22 protein-coding genes and 1 tRNA gene are annotated in these 19,390 nt (G+C 59.4%); 1 reads left to right on the top strand and 22 read right to left on the bottom strand.

Features of this window, described 5'->3' with window-relative positions; translation table 11 throughout:
• Positions 1–2: 2 nt before the first annotated feature.
• The 6 genes from J4E58_RS14760 to J4E58_RS14735 form a co-directional block, all read right to left on the bottom strand.
• Positions 3–1,340, bottom strand: coding sequence for a TadE/TadG family type IV pilus assembly protein (locus J4E58_RS14760; RefSeq protein ID WP_087090258.1), 1,338 nt, complete (start codon positions 1,338–1,340; stop codon positions 3–5).
• A 37-nt stretch (positions 1,341–1,377) separates the two neighbouring features.
• On the bottom strand, positions 1,378–2,184 hold the full coding sequence (gene cpaB / locus J4E58_RS14755; protein ID WP_087090256.1) for a Flp pilus assembly protein CpaB: 807 nt from the start codon (positions 2,182–2,184) through the stop codon (positions 1,378–1,380).
• Between the two features lie 16 nt (positions 2,185–2,200).
• Complete coding sequence (locus tag J4E58_RS14750; protein ID WP_087090254.1) at positions 2,201–3,520, bottom strand: AAA family ATPase; 1,320 nt, start codon at positions 3,518–3,520, stop codon at positions 2,201–2,203.
• Positions 3,521–3,534: 14 nt separating this feature from the next.
• The gene (locus J4E58_RS14745; RefSeq protein WP_007931099.1) at positions 3,535–4,053 is read right to left on the bottom strand and encodes a prepilin peptidase; all 519 of its coding nucleotides are present in this window, start codon (positions 4,051–4,053) and stop codon (positions 3,535–3,537) included.
• Between the two features lie 27 nt (positions 4,054–4,080).
• Positions 4,081–4,272, bottom strand: a complete 192-nt coding sequence (locus J4E58_RS14740) for a Flp family type IVb pilin (protein WP_025805893.1) — start codon at positions 4,270–4,272, stop codon at positions 4,081–4,083.
• Between the two features lie 694 nt (positions 4,273–4,966).
• The gene (locus J4E58_RS14735; protein ID WP_053262390.1) at positions 4,967–5,158 is read right to left on the bottom strand and encodes a Flp family type IVb pilin; all 192 of its coding nucleotides are present in this window, start codon (positions 5,156–5,158) and stop codon (positions 4,967–4,969) included.
• A gap of 420 nt (positions 5,159–5,578) precedes the next feature.
• Here J4E58_RS14735 and J4E58_RS14730 point away from each other — a divergent pair, with 420 nt between their 5' ends.
• Complete coding sequence (locus tag J4E58_RS14730) at positions 5,579–6,463, top strand: AraC family transcriptional regulator (RefSeq protein ID WP_087090252.1); 885 nt, start codon at positions 5,579–5,581, stop codon at positions 6,461–6,463.
• Between the two features lie 100 nt (positions 6,464–6,563).
• Here the strand turns inward: J4E58_RS14730 and J4E58_RS14725 are convergent.
• The 16 genes from J4E58_RS14725 to J4E58_RS14650 all read right to left on the bottom strand — a co-directional run bounded on the left by J4E58_RS14725 (position 6,564) and on the right by J4E58_RS14650 (position 19,157).
• Positions 6,564–6,639: transfer RNA gene (locus tag J4E58_RS14725), tRNA-Lys, on the bottom strand.
• Positions 6,640–6,702: 63 nt separating this feature from the next.
• Entirely contained in the window at positions 6,703–7,404 is a 702-nt protein-coding gene (gene queC, locus J4E58_RS14720) for a 7-cyano-7-deazaguanine synthase QueC (protein ID WP_087090250.1), read from the bottom strand.
• A gap of 1 nt (position 7,405) precedes the next feature.
• The gene (queE, locus tag J4E58_RS14715; protein WP_007931105.1) at positions 7,406–8,053 is read right to left on the bottom strand and encodes a 7-carboxy-7-deazaguanine synthase QueE; all 648 of its coding nucleotides are present in this window, start codon (positions 8,051–8,053) and stop codon (positions 7,406–7,408) included.
• 166 nt (positions 8,054–8,219) lie between these two features.
• Positions 8,220–9,044, bottom strand: a complete 825-nt coding sequence (gene ybgF / locus J4E58_RS14710) for a tol-pal system protein YbgF (RefSeq protein ID WP_007931106.1) — start codon at positions 9,042–9,044, stop codon at positions 8,220–8,222.
• Positions 9,045–9,050: 6 nt separating this feature from the next.
• Positions 9,051–9,548: a peptidoglycan-associated lipoprotein Pal gene (gene pal / locus J4E58_RS14705; RefSeq protein WP_003178634.1), complete on the bottom strand. Its 498-nt coding sequence runs from the start codon at positions 9,546–9,548 to the stop codon at positions 9,051–9,053.
• Positions 9,549–9,600: 52 nt separating this feature from the next.
• Positions 9,601–10,860, bottom strand: coding sequence for a Tol-Pal system beta propeller repeat protein TolB (gene tolB, locus J4E58_RS14700; protein ID WP_007931107.1), 1,260 nt, complete (start codon positions 10,858–10,860; stop codon positions 9,601–9,603).
• A 38-nt stretch (positions 10,861–10,898) separates the two neighbouring features.
• Positions 10,899–11,978, bottom strand: coding sequence for a cell envelope integrity protein TolA (tolA, locus tag J4E58_RS14695; protein ID WP_007931108.1), 1,080 nt, complete (start codon positions 11,976–11,978; stop codon positions 10,899–10,901).
• The gene (gene tolR, locus J4E58_RS14690) at positions 11,978–12,430 is read right to left on the bottom strand and encodes a protein TolR (protein WP_007931110.1); all 453 of its coding nucleotides are present in this window, start codon (positions 12,428–12,430) and stop codon (positions 11,978–11,980) included. Before tolR ends, tolA begins: the two co-directional genes overlap by 1 nt.
• 14 nt (positions 12,431–12,444) lie before the next feature.
• On the bottom strand, positions 12,445–13,140 hold the full coding sequence (gene tolQ, locus J4E58_RS14685) for a protein TolQ (RefSeq protein ID WP_007931111.1): 696 nt from the start codon (positions 13,138–13,140) through the stop codon (positions 12,445–12,447).
• On the bottom strand, positions 13,130–13,597 hold the full coding sequence (gene ybgC / locus J4E58_RS14680; protein ID WP_025805902.1) for a tol-pal system-associated acyl-CoA thioesterase: 468 nt from the start codon (positions 13,595–13,597) through the stop codon (positions 13,130–13,132). Before ybgC ends, tolQ begins: the two co-directional genes overlap by 11 nt.
• Positions 13,598–13,736: 139 nt before the next feature.
• Entirely contained in the window at positions 13,737–14,795 is a 1,059-nt protein-coding gene (gene ruvB, locus J4E58_RS14675; protein WP_062824837.1) for a Holliday junction branch migration DNA helicase RuvB, read from the bottom strand.
• Positions 14,796–15,404: a Holliday junction branch migration protein RuvA gene (gene ruvA, locus J4E58_RS14670; protein ID WP_007931117.1), complete on the bottom strand. Its 609-nt coding sequence runs from the start codon at positions 15,402–15,404 to the stop codon at positions 14,796–14,798.
• 114 nt (positions 15,405–15,518) lie between these two features.
• Positions 15,519–16,043, bottom strand: a complete 525-nt coding sequence (ruvC, locus tag J4E58_RS14665; RefSeq protein ID WP_007931118.1) for a crossover junction endodeoxyribonuclease RuvC — start codon at positions 16,041–16,043, stop codon at positions 15,519–15,521.
• 156 nt (positions 16,044–16,199) lie between these two features.
• Entirely contained in the window at positions 16,200–16,946 is a 747-nt protein-coding gene (locus J4E58_RS14660; protein WP_007931120.1) for a YebC/PmpR family DNA-binding transcriptional regulator, read from the bottom strand.
• Positions 16,947–17,063: 117 nt separating this feature from the next.
• Entirely contained in the window at positions 17,064–18,839 is a 1,776-nt protein-coding gene (gene aspS / locus J4E58_RS14655; protein WP_087090248.1) for an aspartate--tRNA ligase, read from the bottom strand.
• A 96-nt stretch (positions 18,840–18,935) separates the two neighbouring features.
• On the bottom strand, positions 18,936–19,157 hold the full coding sequence (locus tag J4E58_RS14650) for an FmdB family zinc ribbon protein (protein WP_007931131.1): 222 nt from the start codon (positions 19,155–19,157) through the stop codon (positions 18,936–18,938).
• Between the last annotated feature and the right edge of the window lie 233 nt (positions 19,158–19,390).

The raw sequence follows: 19,390 nt of genomic DNA, 5'->3' as shown, positions 1-19,390 counted from the left end.
TCCTAAGAGTCGGTACTTGGCGTCTGGCTGTTATCGATATAGGTCTTGTACAGCTGGATGATCTGCGGCCCGGTGGTATTGGCCGGGTTGGGACCCGGTACGTTGTCGCCTTCGCACACCTTCTCGAACTGACCGAATATCTGCGCCTCATTGCCCTTTTGCGAAGCGGGCTGCAGGACGAAGTAGCAGCCAAACCCCAGCACCGGTATCGAAGACGACCCATCGTTCTTGCCCGAGCAATCACCGATCACGATCTTGATGATCCGCCGCTCGAACGCCCCACTGCTCTGGCAGCCACCACCGCTACCGGCAACGCAGTTGGCGGAGTCCTGCACCCAGTTGTTGTAGTCGTACAAGGCGCTGCCGCCCGCGGACAAATTGCCGCTGCTCGAGGTAACCGCCTGACTGTTGTACTGAATCTGCTTGAGCGTATCGTCGTAAGTGAATGACTTGGAGTTGGTTGTGATCACCAGGTCCGGTGGATAGTCCGCCGCCTTGAGACCGCCGGAATACTGGTTGAAGCGTGTATTGAGGCCCTGCGAGGCAGGCCCGACAGTGTTCCCCGGCTTGGTCTGGACATTCGAACCGACGTTGTTGCACTGCTTGATCCCGCCAGCCAACCCCTGCCTGACCGTGCTGCCACCCGAACCGAAATCGAGCAGTTGGAAGTTGCCGGGGCCAATCGGCGAGCTATTGCCTGCAGCGGTTTTCAACACCTGCGCATCGCCGAACTGGAACCCCCAGAACATCCCGGTGGACGGGCTGTTTTTTGTCGGGTCGCCGCACACCATCAGCGGCGTGAGGTCGCAAGGGCTGGCGGGGCTTGGCCCGGCGGTAGCGACCGCACTTACAAACTTGTTACCGACCCCATTGCCCAAGGTCTGAAAGACGCCCCAGAAGAATCCGGCCAGGGAATAGTTGGTGACCGTCACCCGCACATAGCTCGCATTGGCCGGCCCCGGGAAAGAGAAAGGCCCATAGACAGTGGACGCCAGTTCCACCGTGGCAAAGCCGCCGACATTGTTGGCGATGGCCGTGGCCAGCTCCTGATTGCCGCTGGCATTGGCATTCAGGGTCAGGGTATTGAGCGCAGCGCTCTGCGCCAGGCTCGCGGCTCCCGTGGTACCCATTACCGTACTGAGGGTCTTGGCACCGCTCAGCGCCGCGGCATCCACCGCATTTTGCAGGCGGGACTTGTTCACCAGCATATGGCCGCCATCCAACGCCAGGGCCCCCATCAGCAGCATCGCGGCCAGGGCAATCACCACCAGGACGAGCATTGCGCCGCGCTGCTGCCGTGGAAATGCACTCAATGGCTGTTGGATACGCGCACTCATCATCAAGCCCTCATTGTTCGTCTATGTCGTACCCGATCATTTACAGCTGGGACTTCACAACGTTGACCTCGATCCCGCGGATCACCGTGATCCCGCTGTCGCCGCTGGCACGACGCCGGACAATCGGCCGCACCACGGGAGGGGCAGGTACTTCCTGGATCATGGCGACCGGTTCGACCATCGCCGGTTGCTTCTGGTTGTCCAGCGGATTGCGCAGGGCCAGTTGCAGCTTGCCGGCCGCCATCCCCTTGACCAATTCCTCGGCCTGCAGGGGGGTCATTTCCAGGGTCACGGCGCGCACGACCACCGGTTGGGTCTTGTCGGTACTGGCCGTCTGGTCCACTGCCAGCACCCGCAGGTCTTCCAGGATGGTCTTGGATTCGGCATCGCCGGCATTGCCGGTCTGCCGGGTAGCCAGCACATCGACCCGGTTACCCGGCAACAGGAAGCCACCCACGCCGACCACGTCGTCCACCCGGACCGAGATCGCACGCTTGGTGGGCTCGATCAGCGACGCCAGTGTGCTGCCGCCTAGGTGTTCGGCCAGACGCGCACCGCGCAGGATGTCGCCGCGCAACATGGAGAAGGTGGCGATCTTGCCCACGACCTTCTCGGTCGCGTCGAAAGCATCCTCGGGTACCGTCTCCTTGGGCATACGGACCAGCGCGACCTGCTGTGGCTCGACCATTTGCCCGAAAGCTATTTCCACGGTCGCCACCACCACGTTCTGCTGGTTATCGTCGGGGGTGGCATTGAGCCGTGCATTGAGCCAGCTGTTGGCCATCCATGCCGCGCCCAGGCCCAGAACCACGGACAGGGTCACCAGAGTGAAAGTACGAGAACTCATGTCGAAATCTCCTTACTCAAAGAAAGTCGAGCTGGACGAAGTAGCTGTGCCATGCCCACTCCAGTTCCAGGGTTGACAGCGGTCCGCTGGCGCCCACATAACGCTGGCGATCGAGCGCCATGCTCAAGAGATCCCGTGGGTGGCAAGGCACCAGCGGCATGTTTTCAGCGCCATAGAGTTCATCCAGGACGTAGCGCAACAGTTGCGGGTCGTATTGGATGTTCAGGCGCTCTGTCTCTTGAATCCAGATACGTTCGTACTCCTCGGGCTTGAGGTAGCCGAACTGCAGCTTGTAGCCAATCCGCCGCAGGAACGCCTCGTCGGCCAGTTCCAACGGGTTCAGGTTGGTGGAAAACACCAGGATCAGGTCGAACGGCAGCTCGCAGTGCCGCCCGCCGCCGAGGTTGAGGAAGTCGCGTTTCTCCTCCATCGGTACGATCCAGCGATTGAGCAATTCCGCGGGCGCCATGCGCTGGCGTCCCATGTCGTCGATGACGAACAGGCCATTGCTGGCCTTGAGCTGCAACGGTGCCTGGTATTGGCGAGTGAAGGGGTCGTAGCGGATATCCAGCTGTTCCATGGTCAGCTCGCCGCCGGTGATGACGATCGGCCGTTCACAGCACAGGAGCCGGCGGTCGATCCCCTCATTGAGCATCAAGCTGTATTGCGGGTCGCCGACATCCAGGCGCCGGTGTACCTGGGGGTCGTAGATCTCGATCACCGCATCGTTGATCGCAATCGCATGGGGCACCCAGATGGATTCGGAAAACAGCCGGATCAAGCGACTGCTGACATAGGTCTTGCCCGTCCCCGCTGGCCCGTAAATCATGATGGCGCGCCCGGAATTCAGGGCCACGCCCAACTGATCGAGCATGTTCTGCGCCAGCACCATGGAGCCGAAGGAAGCCTGCATGTCCCGGGCGCTGATACGGCCATGGTGAATGGTCTGTACCTTGAGCAGCGAGCGGTAGGCGCTCACCGGAAATGGCGCTGCGCCGATATAACCACTGCGCGACAAGGCATCGCGGGCAGCATTGCGGCCGCGCTCGGTCAGCCCGTAGCGCAAGCCCTGGCCACCGGCTTGGCCGAGGATCTCGACCCGGTGATCCTGACGCAGGAAGGTCAGGACTTCTTCAATCACTGCTCCCGTCAGCGCCAGGCGCTCTACCAGTCGGGGCATGTCCAGTACACCCGCATCGTGCAAATGCTTGCAGACCAGGTCTCCCAGGAAATTGTCGGCCAGCCCGGTCTCAAGGATCGTGCGTGGCTGTGGAGCCAGTCGCTGCACTGCTTCCCGGTCATTGCCGGTCGGACGGCTGTTACTGATGGCGTACATAATGTTCTCCTGAGCTACTGGCCAAGGGGCAACCAGAGAAAGCTGGCCAATGTGCCGAGCAGGATCGCAACCGAATAGGGAAAGGGTTTGCCGGCCACTTCATCGTCCGCCGGCGAAAAATAGGCCCTGGCTCTCAAAATCTGCCAGTAGCGCCCCATGGTCTGTTGAACTTGACCACGTACCAACACAATCAGTACCCCGCACGCGCCGCCGGCGATCAGGCTGAAAAACGCAGCCCAGAGGGCGTGCTGCGGAGTGAGAAAAGTGCCAACCATGGCCATGAGCTTGACGTCGCCGGCTGCCATCCCGCCAAAGGCGTACAGCGGGAGAAAAACGGCAAAACCGATCAGCATGCCCAGTAGTCCATAACCAAACCCGATGACGCCTGAGGAGTAGACCTGGCCGGCAATCCCCAGTCCCAGCCCCAACAGCACCAAGAGGTTGGGAATACGGTGGCGACGAAGATCGCTCACCACCGCAATCCCCAGCAGTCCCAGCATCAATGCAACAACGAATAATTGCTCTTTGCCCATGACTGCAGCCCTCGGTGGAAGTTGGCGTTAGCAGACTTGCCCCTGGACAGCGCATCCCAGGCTGGTGATGGCAGTGGCCACGTTGCCGCCCAGGGTGATAAATGCAGCAACAGCGCCCAAAGTGATCAGGCCGCCGGCCACTGCATATTCCACAATGGTCAGGCCGTCTTCGTCTTTGGCGAACTTGATGATCGAAGTCTTGATCGATTGCAGATTCATTTTCCCACCTCACTCAAGTGTTTTTATGTAAGAGCAGCACTGTCGTACTGCCTGGTTGAACATTAGTCAGGGGAGCATTGGAAGGGTTAGGAGATTTTTGCTGATCGTTAGGACTTTATTGCTGTTGTTGAAAGATGCAAAAAAGCACCAGGAACAACACAAGGAACAGATGGTTTATCTAAGGAAGGAATAAATTGAAGAGTCGCCTTGAAACAGTCTCGTCGTCGATGCAAGACCGAGCTGAGCACTGGCCGACAAAGACAAAAGCCCCGGCCATGTTCGCTGCACCCAAACCATAGTGCGAAACGAAGTAAACCGGAGTTTCCATATCAGGATTTGATCTTCACGCGAGCAATACAGCGACGATACTCCTGAAGCTGGAAAGAGAATTTTCAGGCTGCGGCAGAGCGATGGAGCGGTGCTCGGCCAAAGGTCACTTTGACGATTTGAACTCGCTCGTGAGCAAGACGGGAGCCATCCGTCATCTACTGTGCGCTGACTGCACATACCGATTGAGGAAGCTCCATCTGTCCAGGCGAGAGTAGACAGAAAAAGGTGGGAAACACACATGGACCACAGGTACGGCCTCAGCCCGAGGGAAACCGCTCATCGCAGCCAGACCCGAGAAGTCTGGCTGCGTACGAGCGACAAGCGGTTCCAGCCCAGGACCGAGGACTCGGCACAACGGCTGTCGTCAGCACACCTGGCCCTGAACGGCGCAACCCAGGCTGGTAATGGCGGTGCTCACGTTGCCCCCCAGAGTCACGAACGCGGCAACGGCGCCCAGGGTGATCAGGCCACCGGCCACGGCATATTCCACGATGGTCAGACCCTCTTCGTCCTTGATGAATGCCAGCACCGAGGTTTTGATTGTTTGCAGGTTCATCTTGTTCACCTCATATAAGAAAGTTGCTTTAAGGCGATCAGTATTTGTGCCGCCTGACTGAATCCTAGTCAGGGACTAACACAAAGAGTTAGGAGTTTATTGTCGGTTTCTAGGACTTTTTTGCGCCCCTTGGCAAGACAGCAAAGAACACCAATGAAACTAAACCTGGCAGATGGAGTTTTTTCAGAAAAGGAACTGTTCTCATATAACACTAAATTGATTCAGCCGTGGCCGGTGATGCAAGAAAAGGCGATCGCAACAGCAAGGAGCTGTCTGTGACTCTTATCTCGCTGTCAGACATAGAAGGTAATCAAGAAAATTTATGAAGCGTTATCAGAACTTGATCCTTTGCCCGCAAAGCCCAGTGGCGATACTGACAGCCCAGGAAGTGACAGTGAGACACCAGGAAGGAATAAGGAAATGAGACCTGAGTCGGCCCAGAAACCCTCTCTTTTATGGTTCGACCTCACGCGCGACCGATCATCTGAAGAACTGATCGCGCTGTTTCGCCCAACCTGCGATTGCCGGGTGTCGAAAGATGCGTCCCTGCCCGAAAAGGACACCCATCCTCTACCGGACATGATCTGCATGCACTATGACCGCCCGGACATGCCAGGGCTCAATCTGTTGCTGGAGATCAAACACAAGATTCCCTCCATTCCCATCGCCATGTTCACAGTGCAGCACTCCGAAGAACTCGCCGTCTGGGCCATGCGCTCGCGTGTCTGGGAATACATGGTGCTCCCTCTCTCGAGTGCCGAGATCCGGCGCTTCCTGCATGCGCTGAAGCAACTCTACGAACTGCGCCACAGCAGCGGCCCCGGCAACAAGACGCTGCAGATCGAACACGGCCCGTCCCTGCCGGACAGCATCCGACTGACCGTAGAGCACCAGAAACATCAGGCACTCAGCGATGTGCTGCTGTACATCGAGCAGAATTTTCGTGAAAGCATCGACCAGAAAGAGCTGGCTAAGCGTTGCGGCATGACCACGTTTCGCTTCAGCCGGCTGTTCAAGGAGGTCCATGGCCTGGGATTCATGGACTACATCCTGAGCAAACGCATGGATTGCGCCAAGAATCTGCTCGACAACAGCCAGATGCCTATCACCAGCATCGGCTATGAAGTCGGCTTCAAGGACCCGTCCTACTTTGCCCGCGCCTTCAAGCAATTCGCCGGCGCCAGCCCCAGCGAATACCGACAACGCCGAAGAATCCCGGAACGGGTAAAAAAAGAAGAGGTGGAACTGGAGCAAACGCTGTCTCAGGTGATCGACAGCCTGCCGCTGCGTATCGAAGGTCGGTGAACAGGCCAATGCAGTGCGCCATTACATTTTCTGCAGGCAAAAAAAAACCCGAAAATCCTCACTTTCGTGGGCCTTTCGGATTTTAAATACTGCTAGAAAATGGTGGGTCGTGTGGGATTCGAACCTACGACCAATTGGTTAAAAGCCAACTGCTCTACCAACTGAGCTAACGACCCGCTGTGTGGTGGCGCGTATAATACTGATTTATAAAAAGAATTCAACACCCAATATGAAAAAAATCAAAAATAAGGTGTTGGGTCGCTAACACCGGCCGCGGCAAACCCTTCCGCGCGCAGACGGCAGCTGTCGCATTTGCCGCAGGCACGCCCTTGATCATCGGCCTGGTAGCAGGACACGGTCAGGCCGTAATCAACCCCGAGCTTGACGCCCGCCTTGACGATATCGGCCTTGCTCAGGTTCTGCAGCGGTGCCTGGATACGGAACCCCTGCCCCTCTACCCCGGCCTTGGTCGCCAGGTTGGCCATGCGCTCGAAGGCCTCGACAAACTCCGGGCGGCAATCCGGATACCCCGAATAGTCCACGGCGTTGACGCCAATAAAGATGTCCCGCGCCCCCAGCACTTCCGTCCAGCCCAATGCCAGGGACAGGAACACGGTGTTACGTGCCGGTACGTAGGTGACAGGGATCCCTTCGCTCGGGGCCTCGGGCACATCGATGGAGCTGTCGGTCAGCGCGGAGCCGCCGATACCGTTGAGGTTGAGGCCGATCACCTTGTGCTCCACCACACCCAGGTCGCGAGCGACACGTTCAGCCGCCTGCAACTCGGCGCGATGACGCTGGCCGTAATCGAAGCTCATGGTGTAGCAGCGATACCCTTCGGCGCGGGCCATGGCCACCACCGTGGCCGAGTCCAGACCGCCGGACAGCAGGATTACTGCACGCTTTTCAGTGGCAACTTGGCTCTGTGCTTGTTCAGTCATATCAGCGCCCCGGCTCGTCATTCCAAAGGTATTTATGCAGCTGCAATTGCAGGCGCACCGGCAGGTTGTCCGCAACGATCCAGTCGGCCAGATCGCGCGCATTGAGGTCGTGATGGCTCGGCGAGAACAGCACCTCGCCCGCCCGCCGCTCCAGACCATACTGGATCAGCTTGGAAACCGCCCAGTCATAGTCCTCGCGGGAACAGATGACAAACTTGACCTGGTCGTTCGGCGTCAGCAGTTCGATGTTTTCGTAACGATTGCGCTGAGCTTCCTGCGACCCCGGTGTCTTCAGGTCGAGCACTCGACTGACACGCGGATCGACCGCGGAAATATCCAGGGCTCCGCTGGTTTCCAGCGAGACTTCGTAACCGGCGTCACACAGCTGCTTGAGCAAGGGAATGGCATTAGGCTGCGCCAGAGGCTCGCCACCGGTCACACAGACGTAACGCGGGCGGAAACCGGCGACCTGCTCGAGAATGCTCTCGAGGGTGCGGATGCTGCCACCGCTGAAGGCGTAGGCACTGTCGCAGTATTGGCAACGCAGCGGACAACCGGTCAGGCGCACAAATACCGTGGGCAGGCCGGCAGTCCGAGTTTCACCCTGCAACGAGTAGAAAACTTCGGTAATTCTCAATGTGTCTTGCATAGTCGCCACGGGCGTAACAGCTAAACAGGCTGTCCGCCTCCGTCAGGCACCTCGAGGAATCCCGCAAACACGGTAATCCCAGGAAGCGTGTTTCATAAAAAGGGCATGGATTCTAACGAAAAAACCCGCGGCAAGCGCGGGTTTCTTCAAAACAGCTCAAACTCGATTACATGCGTTGCAGATCGCGCTGAGCCAGCTGGGCGGCGGAAGTACCCGGATATTGGGCCACCACCTGCTGCAGAATGCCCTTGACCTTGTCAGTGTGGCCCAGACGGCGCTCTACGTCAGCCAGCTTGTACAGCGAGTCCGGCACCTTGGCATGCTTCGGATACAGCTGGGAGACCTTGGCAAATGCCTGGCCGGCACCTTGCAGGTCGCCTTTGGCCAAGTTCACTTCGCCCAACCAGTACTGGGCATTACCCGCGTATTGGCTGTTTGGGTATTTACGCAGGAACGCGGCGAAAGCCTGGCTGGCCTTGTCGAAATCCTTGGCCTTGATCAGGTCGAAGGCTGCTTCGTAATACAGCTTTTCCTTCGCCGGATCGCCCGGTTCACTGCTTGCCGCTGGAGCTTGCGAGGCCGCCCCGGCAGCTGCACCGGCGGCACTTGCATCGCCACCGGCAGAAGAATTATCAGGAGTCGCGGCAGGTGCACCGCCCGCTCCAATGCGTCGATCAAGATCCTGGTAACGCTCCAGGCTTTCCTGCTTCATACGCGCAATATCGTTTTGCAGTACTTCAATCACACCTTGTTGCCGAGCGATTTGATCCTGCATTTGCTGCAGTTGCTGGAACAGCTCGCCCTGTGCCGAGACAGGGGTCGAAACCCCTCCCCCGGCATAGGCGCCGTTCGTGCCATAACCCGCTGGCGGATAACTGCCTCCGCTATTGTTATAGCCCGAGTTGTTATCGACCACAGGAACCGCAGCCCACACCGAAAGCGGCGCGAGGCTGAGAGCCAAGACAGTTAGAGCACGACGGCACGTTCGCATGACGAATTACTTACGCAGTTCGACGCGACGGTTTTGAGCCCAGGACTGCTCGTCGTTGCCGGTAGCAACTGGACGCTCTTCGCCGTAGGAAACCAGTTCCAGCTGAGCTGGGGAAACGCCTTGCAGCACCAGGTAGCGCTGAACGGCCTTCGCACGACGCTCGCCCAGAGCCATGTTGTACTCACGAGTACCACGTTCGTCGGTGTTGCCTTCCAGAACAACGCGAGCGCCGTTTGCTTTCAGGTCCTTGGCGTGAACGTCCAGAGCGCGCATGGCTTCTGGCTTCAGGTCCGAGCTGTCGTATTCGAAGTAGAAGGTGGTGATTGCGCGCAGAGCAGCTTCTTCGCTCAGGGAGCCGTCAACTGCACCAGTGTTAGCGCCGTAACCAGCGTTTGGATCAACAGCGCCTTCACCAGCGTTGTCGCCGCCTTTGGAGGAGCAACCTACAGCTACAGCCATGGCCAGAGCCAGCGCAGCAAACTTACCAAACTTCAGCATTTCCATCGTGAAACTCCTAATGAACCCCAGTGTGTTAAGTAAAACGTAAAGCGCCGCGTCAGTTCAGGTAAGGGGACCAGGACGGTTCTCTGACTTCGCCTTGAGCGGTAGGAAGCGGGAGCCTCACGCGTCCATTAATGGACACGAGCATCAAGACTCCCCGGCCCTGCTGGCGGGTGGCGTAGATTACCATGGTGCCGTTGGGCGCAACAGTAGGCGACTCATCAAGTGTGCTGTCGGTAAGGATTTTTACGTTGCCACGCTGCAAATCCTGAGCAGCTACCTTGAAGTTTGTGAAGCCGTCCTGCCGGTGAATCATGACCAGGGTTTTTTCATCCGCGGACAGTTTCGGGTTGGCGTTGTAGTTGCCCACGAAAGTCACCCGTTCCGCACCGCCACCACCGGCACTGGTCTTGTAGATCTGTGGCTTGCCACCACGGTCCGAGGTGAAGTAGATGGTCGAACCATCCTTGCCCCAGAACGGTTCGGTGTTGATGCCCGGCCCCGCGGTCACACGCGAGATCTGACGCGAACCCAGGTTCATCACATAGATGTCCGGGTTGCCGTCCTTGGACAGCACGAACGCCAGGCGCTGGCCGTCCGGCGACCAGGCAGGCGCGCCGTTCAGGCCTTCGAAGTTGGTGATCTGCTCGCGACGGCCAGTGTCGATGTGCTGAACGAAGATGCGCGGGCGCTTCTGTTCGAACGACACATAGGCAATGCGCTTGCCGTCCGGCGCGAAGCGCGGCGACAGGATCGGCTCACGGGATTGCAGCAGGGTCACCGCGCGCGCGCCGTCATAGTCGGAGCGTTGCAGGGTGTAACGCGTGTTCTTCTCGGAGAAACGCTCTGCCGTGACGTACAGCATGCGGGTCGAGAAGGCGCCCTTGATACCGGTGAGCTTTTCGAACGACTGGTCGGAGATGTAGTGAGCCATGTCGCGCAACTGGTCGACGCTGCCCGAGACGCTGCCGGTCAGCACTTGCTGTTCGGTGGCGACGTTGAACAGGGCGTATTGCACCTGCAGGCGACCGCCCGCCGGGACAATGCTGCCGACCATGATGTACTGGGCGCCCAGGGCCTTCCAGTCACGGTAGATGACTTCGCTGGCCTGGGTCGGCAGGCTGATCATGTTCTGCTTTGGAATCGGCGAGTAGTAACCCGAGTTGCGCAGGTCGTTGCCGATGATTTCCGCCATGTCGTCGGGCAGCACGCTGCCCCCTTGCCAACCGAATGGCACTACGGCGATTGGCGTGGCCCGGTCACTGCCACTGGTGACCAGAATGTTCTTTTCATCCGCTGTCGCTATCCCTGCCATACAGCAAATAACGACAAGCAATCCTCGAAGAAGGTTTCTCACAAGGCTAGATCCTCAGGTGTGAATGTCATCTTGAATGAACGATACGGAGCGAAATCGCTCGGCTTCATTCCCTGCATTTCTGTCAAACGTCCAATGTTCTTGACCGCAGCTACCGCCGAGGCATCGAACGGACCATCGCCGCTGGACTTGGCCACCGACACGGATGTCACCGTACCATCCGGCAACATGCCGATTTGCAGCACGACAGTCATGTTGTTGCGCGCCGAAGGAGGACGAGCCCAGCCTTCCGCCGCACGAGCACGAATCAGATCGTCGAAACTGCCCGCGACTTCGTCGCCCTGCTCGTCCGCCAAGGCCTGCTGACGCTGCGGCGTGTCGGAAAGCAAATCAGCCAGGGCCTGAGCCTTTTTATCTTCGGCGGATTTACGCGCTGCTTCCTGGGCCTTTTTCTTGGCTGCGTCGGCGGCGGCTTTCTTCTTCGCGTCCTCGGCGACCTTCTTCTTCGCCTCGTCCGCTTCAGCTTTCTTCTTGGCGTCTTCCGCGGCTTTCTTCTTCGCGTCTTCGACTATCTTTTTCTTCGCCTCTTCAGCGGCCTTTTTCTTGGCCTCTTCTTCGGCGGCTTTCTTGGCTTCTTCTTCGGCTTTCTTCTTGGCTATATCAGCCAATTGTTTCTCTTCAGCCTTTTTCGCTTCCGCAGCCTTCTTCGCGTCGTCGGCTTTCTTGGCTTCATCAGCCTTCTTCGCCTCATCCGCTTTCTTGGCTTCGTCGGCCTTTTTCGCTTCCTCGGCTTTTTGAGCAGCCTCTTCTTTCTTTTGTTCCGCAGCCTTGACCGCTTCCTGCTCGACCTTTTTCTGCTCCATCTGCTCGACTTCGGTCTGGCGCGCGGCGGATTTCTTCGCCTCACCCGCAATCTTCTGATTGGTCTGGGTGGTCGCCTGACTTTTCGATTTCAGCTGATACAGGGTCGCCTGGACGATCGGCTTGGACGGCGGCAACTCCGGCGTCATGGCAAAACTGACGAACAGCATGCCGAACACCAGAACGTGCAGGGCAATTGCCCACACGCTAGGCCAGAAGTAGCTTTCCGAGGCGGACGGCTCTCGCTGTTGCTGCATCAGGGCGCCTCGGTAATCAAGCCAACGTTACCGACGCCGGCCTTCTGCAGTCCGCCCATGGCGCCCATGACGGCGCCGTAGTCGACGGACTTGTCGCCGCGAATGAACACCTGGGTATGCTTGCCGCCTTCATTGCCGGCGCGAATGATCTTGGTCACGGCGTCGGTCATCTGCGGCAAGGTCATGGCCTTGTCCATCTGCTTGTCGGTGTCGACTTCGCTGCCAAGGTTCCAGTAGTAGGTCTTGTCAGCCTTGATCGAAATGGTCAGGACCTGGGTGTTGTTGTCCTGCGGCAAGGCTTCGCTGGAAACCTTGGGCAGATCGACTTTCACGCCCTGATTGAGCATCGGCGCGGTCACCATGAAGATAACCAGCAGTACCAACATCACGTCGATGTAGGGCACCACGTTCATCTCGGCAACCGGCTTGCGTTTGTGGCGAACTCGGGCCATGGGGATTTACCTGCTCACTCTTCGCTGGTGTGCACTTTACGGTGCAGGATCGCCTGGAACTCGTCGGCGAAGGTGTAGTAACGGCTGATCAGGGTCTCGCCACGGGCCGCAAAGCGGTTGTAGGCGATAACGGCCGGGATCGCGGCAAACAGGCCGATCGCGGTGGCGATCAGGGCTTCGGCGATACCCGGTGCCACGGTCGCCAGGGTCGCCTGCTGGGCGCTGGCCAGGCCGCGGAAGGAGTTCATGATCCCCCAGACGGTACCGAACAGACCGATATACGGGCTGACCGAGCCGACAGTGGCGAGGAATGGCAGGCTCTGCTCAAGCTTCTCTTCTTCGCGGGAGATGGCGACACGCATGGCACGCGCGACACCTTCCATGACCGCCTCGGGATCAACGCCCGACTGCTGGCGCAGGCGCGAGAATTCCTTGAAGCCGGCACGGAAGATCTGCTCCACGCCCGAATCAGGGTCCGGGTTGCTGCCCGCCTGACGGTACAGCTTGGACAGGTCGATACCCGACCAGAAGCGCTCTTCGAAGCTCTCCAGCGCGCGTCGACCGGCACGCAGCAGGTTGCTGCGCTGAAAGATCATGATCCATGAGGTCACCGATGCGGCTACCAGGGTCAGCATTACCAACTGCACAACGATGCTGGCATTGCTGACCAGGCTCCACATGGAGGAATGGTCGACGACGTTAGCTTCCACGCTTTATCTCCTGCTCTGAGTGTGTACCCGCGCCGCTCACGTCGGCGAAGGCCGCACGTAGAGCTTCGGGAATGGCCCGGGGTTTCAAATTGTCGGTGCGCACACAGGCCACCAGAAACTGCCCTTCGCAGAGCAGTGCATTATCCGTGGCTCGCCTGACCTGCTGTTTGAAGCGCAGGCTGGCCCGGTTCAATTCGATGACTTCTGCACTTACCAGAAGCTCGTCGTCCAGTCGCGCCGGCGCGTGGTAGCGCGCTTCGCTGGAATGCACGACGAACAACAGGTTCTCCCCTGCCAGCTGCGATTGGGCAAAGCCCAGATCTCGTAGCCGCTCGGTTCGAGCCCGTTCCATAAACTTAAGGTAATTAACGTAATACACGATGCCGCCGGCATCGGTGTCTTCGTAATAAACGCGACAACGATGTGCGAACGACTCAAGCCCGTTTTGCGCGCGCATACTCTAGTGCTTACTCCTCAGGTTGCCAATCCGGCCGGGCAACTGTTTTTCATTCTCGAACGGCTTTCTGGCGAAATAACGACAATGCCAGCCCCCTAGGACCGCACAAGCTGCGAATAAATCGCTGCCCAAGCGGTTATTAATCGTCCACGGCATCGAGGAATTCGTCTACCACAGGCATCTCCCCCAATCGTGACGGGATGTTTAGACCGAAATGCAGATAGGCATGCCGGGTCACCACACGCCCCCGCGGCGTACGCATGATATAGCCTTGCTGGATCAGATAGGGCTCGAGCACATCCTCGATGGTATGCCGCTCCTCGCTGATGGCGGCCGCCAGGCTGTCGACCCCCACCGGCCCGCCGTCGAACTTCTCGATCATGGTCAGCAGCAGGCGCCGGTCCTGGTGGTCGAAGCCACGTTCGTCGACATCCAGCAGGTTCAGCGCCAGGTCGGCGATGGGCTTGGTGATGTGGCCCTTGGCGCGAACCTCGGCAAAGTCCCGCACCCGGCGCAACAAGCGGTTGGCGATACGCGGCGTCCCGCGGGCGCGCCGAGCGATTTCAAAGGCACCGTCCGGGTCCAGCGGCAAGCCGAGAATGCCGGCGGAGCGCCCGACAATGGTCGCCAGGTCCGCGGTGCTGTAGAACTCCAGGCGCTGGACGATACCGAAGCGATCGCGCAGCGGGTTGGTCAGCATGCCCGCGCGGGTCGTCGCCCCCACCAGCGTGAACGGCGGCAAGTCGAGCTTGATCGAACGGGCCGCCGGCCCTTCGCCGATCATGATGTCCAGTTGGAAATCTTCCATGGCCGGGTACAGCACTTCCTCGACGATCGGCGACAAGCGATGGATTTCATCGATAAACAGCACGTCGTGCGGCTCGAGATTGGTCAGCAACGCCGCCAGGTCGCCAGGGCGCTCCAGCACCGGCCCCGAGGTGCTCTTGATCGACACCCCCATTTCCTGGGCGATGATGTTGGCCAGCGTGGTCTTACCCAGGCCCGGCGGGCCGAAGATCAGGGTGTGGTCCAGCGACTCGCTGCGCCCGCGGGCAGCCTGGATGAACAGCTCCATTTGCTCGCGCACCGTCGGCTGGCCGATGTATTCGGCCAGGCTGACGGGGCGAATCGCACGGTCCTGGACTTCCTCGCGCTCACGGGGGCCCGTGGCGGCGATCAGACGATCTGCTTCTATCACTTAAATCATTCCCTTCAGGGCGCGGCGAATCATGTCTTCACTGCTCAGGCCTTTTTCCTTGATCGCGGAAACGGCCTTGCTGGCTTCCTGCGGCTTGTAGCCCAGGGAAATCAGGGCGCTGACCGCATCGGTCTCGGCACTGGCCACCGGCATCGGCGCATCCGGCTGGTTCGGCACCAGGGCAAACATGCTCGGTACGGTTTCCCAGGCCTTGAAGCGGTCCTTGAGTTCGACCAGCAGGCGCTCCGCGGTCTTTTTACCGACCCCCGGCACCTTGGTCAGCGCCGAGGTGTCCTGCGCTTGCACGCAACGCACCAGCTCGTCGACCTCCAGGCTGGACATCAGTGCCAGCGCCAGTTTCGGCCCCACGCCATTGAGGCGAATCAGTTCGCGAAAGAAGTCCCGCTCGCGCTTGCTGGCAAAACCATAGAGTAACTGGGCATCTTCACGCACGACCAAATGGGTATGCAGGGTGAGCGGTTCACCGACCGACGGCAGGCGGTACAGGGTGGTCATGGGGACTTCCACCTCGTAACCCAGGCCGTTTACATCGAGAATCAGGTACGGCGGCTGTTTTTCAGCCAAGGTGCCGCGCAAGCGTCCAATCACGTTTCAGATCCTTAGCTCAGGCCAGATCAGCGGCCGGCGAGTCATAGAGCGAAGATCCGGGCCGGGCAGACAGGCGCGGGATGCTCCACTCATCAAATGTTTGCGCAGATGCTATCAGAGACGCAGGCGGCCGCCACGACTGCGTGCGGTGCCCAGGCCGTGGGGCAGCAGGCTGGAACGGGTGTGGGCATGACAGATGGCAATCGCCAGGGCGTCCGAGGCGTCGATCTGCGGCTTGCTGGTCAACTTGAGCAAGTGCATGACCATCATTTGCACTTGTTCCTTGTTGGCCCCACCGGTGCCCGCCACGGCCTGTTTGACCTGAGTGGCGGTGTATTCGGCGATTTCCAGGCTCTCCTCGGCTCCCGCCACGATCGCCGCACCACGGGCCTGACCCAGTTTCAGGGCCGAATCGGCATTACGCGCCATGAACACCTTTTCAATGCCCATGGTCACCGGACCGTAGGTCTGAATGACCTCGCGAACCCCGCGATAGACGATTTGCAGCCGCTCATGCAGCTCGCCGGCGCCCGTGCGAATACAGCCCGAGGCCACGTACACGCAGCCACGCCCGGTATCACGTACCACGCCGTAACCGGTGATGCGCGAACCCGGGTCGATACCAAGAATAAGAGTCATAACGCCTGCAAAGAGAAAATTCGGTTGCCTAAGGTAACGCCGGGAGAAGCCGGAAAAACAAAAAATCGCAGCCTTCGACAGCTCCCCTACAGGTACAGCGTAACCCTGTGTGTAAAGGGGGGAAACCGCCGAAGGCTGCGATCTTTTATCGCGCTATCAGCCGAGTTGCTCGGCAACCGACTGGGGAATATCCGCGTTGGAGTAGACGTTCTGCACGTCGTCCAGGTCTTCGAGCATGTCGATCAGCTTGAGGATCTTCTCGGCGCCTTCCAGATCCAGCTCGGCACTGGTGGTCGGCTGCATGACGATTTCCGCGTCATCGCCTTTGAAACCGGCCTCTTCGAGCGCGTTGCGTACCGCATAGAAGCCAGTGAACGAGGTAAACACATCGATCGAGCCGTCTTCGTGAACGACCACGTCATCGGCGTCGGCTTCCAGCGCCGCATCGGTCAGTGCGTCCTCATCGACGCCCGGCGCGAAGCTGATCTGCCCCTTGCGTTCGAACAGATACGCCACCGAACCATCGGTGCCAAGATTGCCGCCACATTTGCTGAACGCATGGCGCACGGCCGCGGCGGTACGGTTGCGGTTGTCGGTCATGCACTCGACCATCACCGCCACGCCACCCGGGCCATAACCCTCATAGGTCAGCTCTTCGACGTTGTCGGCCTCGGTCGCACCCGCGCCACGGGCGATGGCGCGATCGATGATGTCGCGGCTCATGTTGGCGCCCAAGGCCTTGTCCAGGGCCAGGCGCAGACGCGGGTTGGAACCAGGCTCGCCACCGCCCTGACGAGCGGCGACCGTCAGCTCACGGATCCACTTGGTGAAGATCTTGCCTCTCTTGGCATCCTGACGCTCTTTGCGGTGCTTGATGTTCGCCCACTTGGAATGACCTGCCATAACGCGCTCCAAATTCTCTTTGAAACATTGCCCGCAACGCCTGTAACAGCGGGCGGGCAACAAATATCTCGACCCAATAGAAAAAGGCGCATCCGAAGATGCGCCTTCAGGTCGGCCTTACTCAGCCTTTGGCTGTTCGCGCAAACGGATGTGCAGTTCGCGCAGCGCCTTGGCGTCGACCAGGCCAGGAGCCTGGGTCATCACGCAAGCGGCGCTCTGGGTTTTCGGGAAGGCGATCACTTCACGGATCGACTGGGCGCCGGTCATCAGCATCACCAGGCGATCCAGGCCGAACGCCAGGCCACCGTGCGGCGGCGCGCCGTACTTCAGGGCGTCCAGCAGGAAGCCGAACTTCTCTTCCTGTTCCGCTTCATCGATGCCCAGCAGACGGAAGACCGCCTGTTGCATTTCCTTGCGGTGGATACGGATCGAACCGCCACCCAGCTCGGTGCCGTTGAGCACCATGTCGTAGGCGCGCGACAGAGCGGTCGCCGGGTTGGCTTCCAGTTCTTCCGGCGAGCATTTCGACGCAGTGAACGGGTGGTGCAAGGCGGTGAAGCTGCCGTCGTCGTTCTCTTCGAACATCGGGAAATCGACAACCCACATCGGCGCCCATTCGCAGGTCAGCAGGTTCAGGTCGTGACCGAGCTTGATCCGCAGCGCGCCCAGGGCCTCGCTGACGATCTTGGCCTTGTCGGCACCGAAGAACACGATGTCGCCGTCGACCGCACCCACGCGATCGAGGATCACATTCAGGTTGGCTTCCGGGATGTTCTTGACGATTGGCGACTGCAGACCGTCAACGCCATTGGCGCGTTCGTTGACCTTGATGTAGGCCAGGCCCTTGGCACCGTAGATGCCGACGAACTTGGTGTAATCGTCGATCTGCTTGCGCGGCATGCTCGCCCCGCCAGGAACGCGCAAGGCGGCGATACGGCATTTCGGATCGTTGGCCGGACCGCTGAACACCTTGAATTCCACGTCCTTGAGCTGGTCGGCAACGTCCACCAGTTCCAGCGGGTTACGCAGGTCCGGCTTGTCGGAACCGTAGCGACGCATGGCTTCTTCAAAGGTCATGTGGGGGAATTCGCCGAATTCCAGATCCAGCACTTCCTTGAACAGGTTGCGGATCATGCCTTCGGTCAGGCCCATGATGTCTTTTTCATCGAGGAAGCTGGTTTCGATGTCGATCTGAGTGAACTCAGGCTGACGGTCGGCACGCAGGTCTTCGTCGCGGAAGCATTTGGCGATCTGGTAGTAGCGGTCGAAGCCGGCGACCATCAGCAGCTGCTTGAACAGCTGTGGCGACTGCGGCAGAGCGAAGAAGCTGCCGGCGTGGGTACGGCTCGGCACCAGATAGTCACGCGCGCCTTCAGGGGTGGCACGGGTCAGGATCGGGGTTTCGACGTCGAGGAAACCGTTCTCGTCCAGATAGCGACGGATGCTGGTGGTCATGCGCGAGCGCAGACGCAGCTTCTCGGCCATTTCCGGACGGCGCAGGTCGATAAAGCGATAGCGCAGGCGGGTTTCTTCGCCCACGTCGGAGTATTCATTGAGCGGGAACGGCGGGGTTTCCGCTTCGTTCAGCACTTCCAGCTGGTAGCCCAGGACTTCGATCATGCCCGAGGCCATGTTGGCGTTGCCGGCACCGGCCGGACGCAGGCGCACCTTGCCGGTGATCTTGACCACGTATTCGCTGCGCACGCGGTCGGCGGCGGCGAAGGTTTCAGCGCGGTCCGGGTCGAACACCACCTGGGCCAGACCTTCACGATCACGGATATCGAGGAAGATCACCCCGCCATGGTCGCGACGACGGTGGACCCATCCGCAAAGGGTAACTTCCTGACCTTCCAGGCTTTCGTTCAGTTGGCCGCAATAATGGCTGCGCATCATGGTAGTGGTTTCACTTCTCGTAATTCGAAATTCGATGGGAGGCCTTGCGCACCTCGGGGTACCGGATAATGCAAGAGCTCGCGCGTGTCGTTCAACTTAATCAGCTTTGTCGCCACCGGCCAGGTTCTTCTTGGCGCCGGTTTTGAAGTCGGTCTCATACCAGCCCGAACCGCTGAGGCGGAAACCTGGCATGGACAGCATTTTTTTCAGCTCGGGCGCCTGGCAGGCAGGGCAATCGACCAACGCAGGCGCGCTGATCTTTTGAATGGCTTCCAGCTGATGACCACAGGAAGCACATTGGTAGTCGTACATGGGCATGAGAGCGTCTCGGCGTACTTAACGTCTGGCTTAACCCGTGCCGAGGCCCGGGTTATATAGCAAAGGGCGGGATTATATCCATTAAATCGGCCCTGTGCAGCCGTATGACGGCACCGATAGACCACCGCCCGCCGAAACAAAGCCAGCGTCCCGCTGCCATACCCCACTCATCGGGCCTGAGGACGAACAGCCATGATCGGACGACAGGTCACGCCCCATAAAGGCAAATGGCG

This window comes from Pseudomonas sp. FW305-25, from assembly GCF_017351415.1.
GTDB lineage: Bacteria > Pseudomonadota > Gammaproteobacteria > Pseudomonadales > Pseudomonadaceae > Aquipseudomonas > Aquipseudomonas chlororaphis.
This window is presented reverse-complemented; position numbering and strand designations above follow the sequence as displayed.

What these genes read in the sequence shown, in the direction of transcription:
- J4E58_RS14760 (WP_087090258.1), bottom strand. Translation starts at nt 1,340, where the DNA reads ATGATGAGTGCGCGTATCCAACAGCCATTGAGTGCATTTCCACGGCAG.
- cpaB (WP_087090256.1), bottom strand. Translation starts at nt 2,184, where the DNA reads ATGAGTTCTCGTACTTTCACTCTGGTGACCCTGTCCGTGGTTCTGGGC.
- J4E58_RS14750 (WP_087090254.1), bottom strand. Translation starts at nt 3,520, where the DNA reads ATGTACGCCATCAGTAACAGCCGTCCGACCGGCAATGACCGGGAAGCA.
- J4E58_RS14745 (WP_007931099.1), bottom strand. Translation starts at nt 4,053, where the DNA reads ATGGGCAAAGAGCAATTATTCGTTGTTGCATTGATGCTGGGACTGCTG.
- J4E58_RS14740 (WP_025805893.1), bottom strand. Translation starts at nt 4,272, where the DNA reads ATGAATCTGCAATCGATCAAGACTTCGATCATCAAGTTCGCCAAAGAC.
- J4E58_RS14735 (WP_053262390.1), bottom strand. Translation starts at nt 5,158, where the DNA reads ATGAACCTGCAAACAATCAAAACCTCGGTGCTGGCATTCATCAAGGAC.
- J4E58_RS14730 (WP_087090252.1), top strand. Translation starts at nt 5,579, where the DNA reads ATGAGACCTGAGTCGGCCCAGAAACCCTCTCTTTTATGGTTCGACCTC.
- queC (WP_087090250.1), bottom strand. Translation starts at nt 7,404, where the DNA reads ATGACTGAACAAGCACAGAGCCAAGTTGCCACTGAAAAGCGTGCAGTA.
- queE (WP_007931105.1), bottom strand. Translation starts at nt 8,053, where the DNA reads ATGCAAGACACATTGAGAATTACCGAAGTTTTCTACTCGTTGCAGGGT.
- ybgF (WP_007931106.1), bottom strand. Translation starts at nt 9,044, where the DNA reads ATGCGAACGTGCCGTCGTGCTCTAACTGTCTTGGCTCTCAGCCTCGCG.
- pal (WP_003178634.1), bottom strand. Translation starts at nt 9,548, where the DNA reads ATGGAAATGCTGAAGTTTGGTAAGTTTGCTGCGCTGGCTCTGGCCATG.
- tolB (WP_007931107.1), bottom strand. Translation starts at nt 10,860, where the DNA reads ATGGCAGGGATAGCGACAGCGGATGAAAAGAACATTCTGGTCACCAGT.
- tolA (WP_007931108.1), bottom strand. Translation starts at nt 11,978, where the DNA reads ATGCAGCAACAGCGAGAGCCGTCCGCCTCGGAAAGCTACTTCTGGCCT.
- tolR (WP_007931110.1), bottom strand. Translation starts at nt 12,430, where the DNA reads ATGGCCCGAGTTCGCCACAAACGCAAGCCGGTTGCCGAGATGAACGTG.
- ybgC (WP_025805902.1), bottom strand. Translation starts at nt 13,597, where the DNA reads ATGCGCGCGCAAAACGGGCTTGAGTCGTTCGCACATCGTTGTCGCGTT.
- ruvC (WP_007931118.1), bottom strand. Translation starts at nt 16,043, where the DNA reads ATGACTCTTATTCTTGGTATCGACCCGGGTTCGCGCATCACCGGTTAC.
- J4E58_RS14660 (WP_007931120.1), bottom strand. Translation starts at nt 16,946, where the DNA reads ATGGCAGGTCATTCCAAGTGGGCGAACATCAAGCACCGCAAAGAGCGT.
- aspS (WP_087090248.1), bottom strand. Translation starts at nt 18,839, where the DNA reads ATGATGCGCAGCCATTATTGCGGCCAACTGAACGAAAGCCTGGAAGGT.
- J4E58_RS14650 (WP_007931131.1), bottom strand. Translation starts at nt 19,157, where the DNA reads ATGCCCATGTACGACTACCAATGTGCTTCCTGTGGTCATCAGCTGGAA.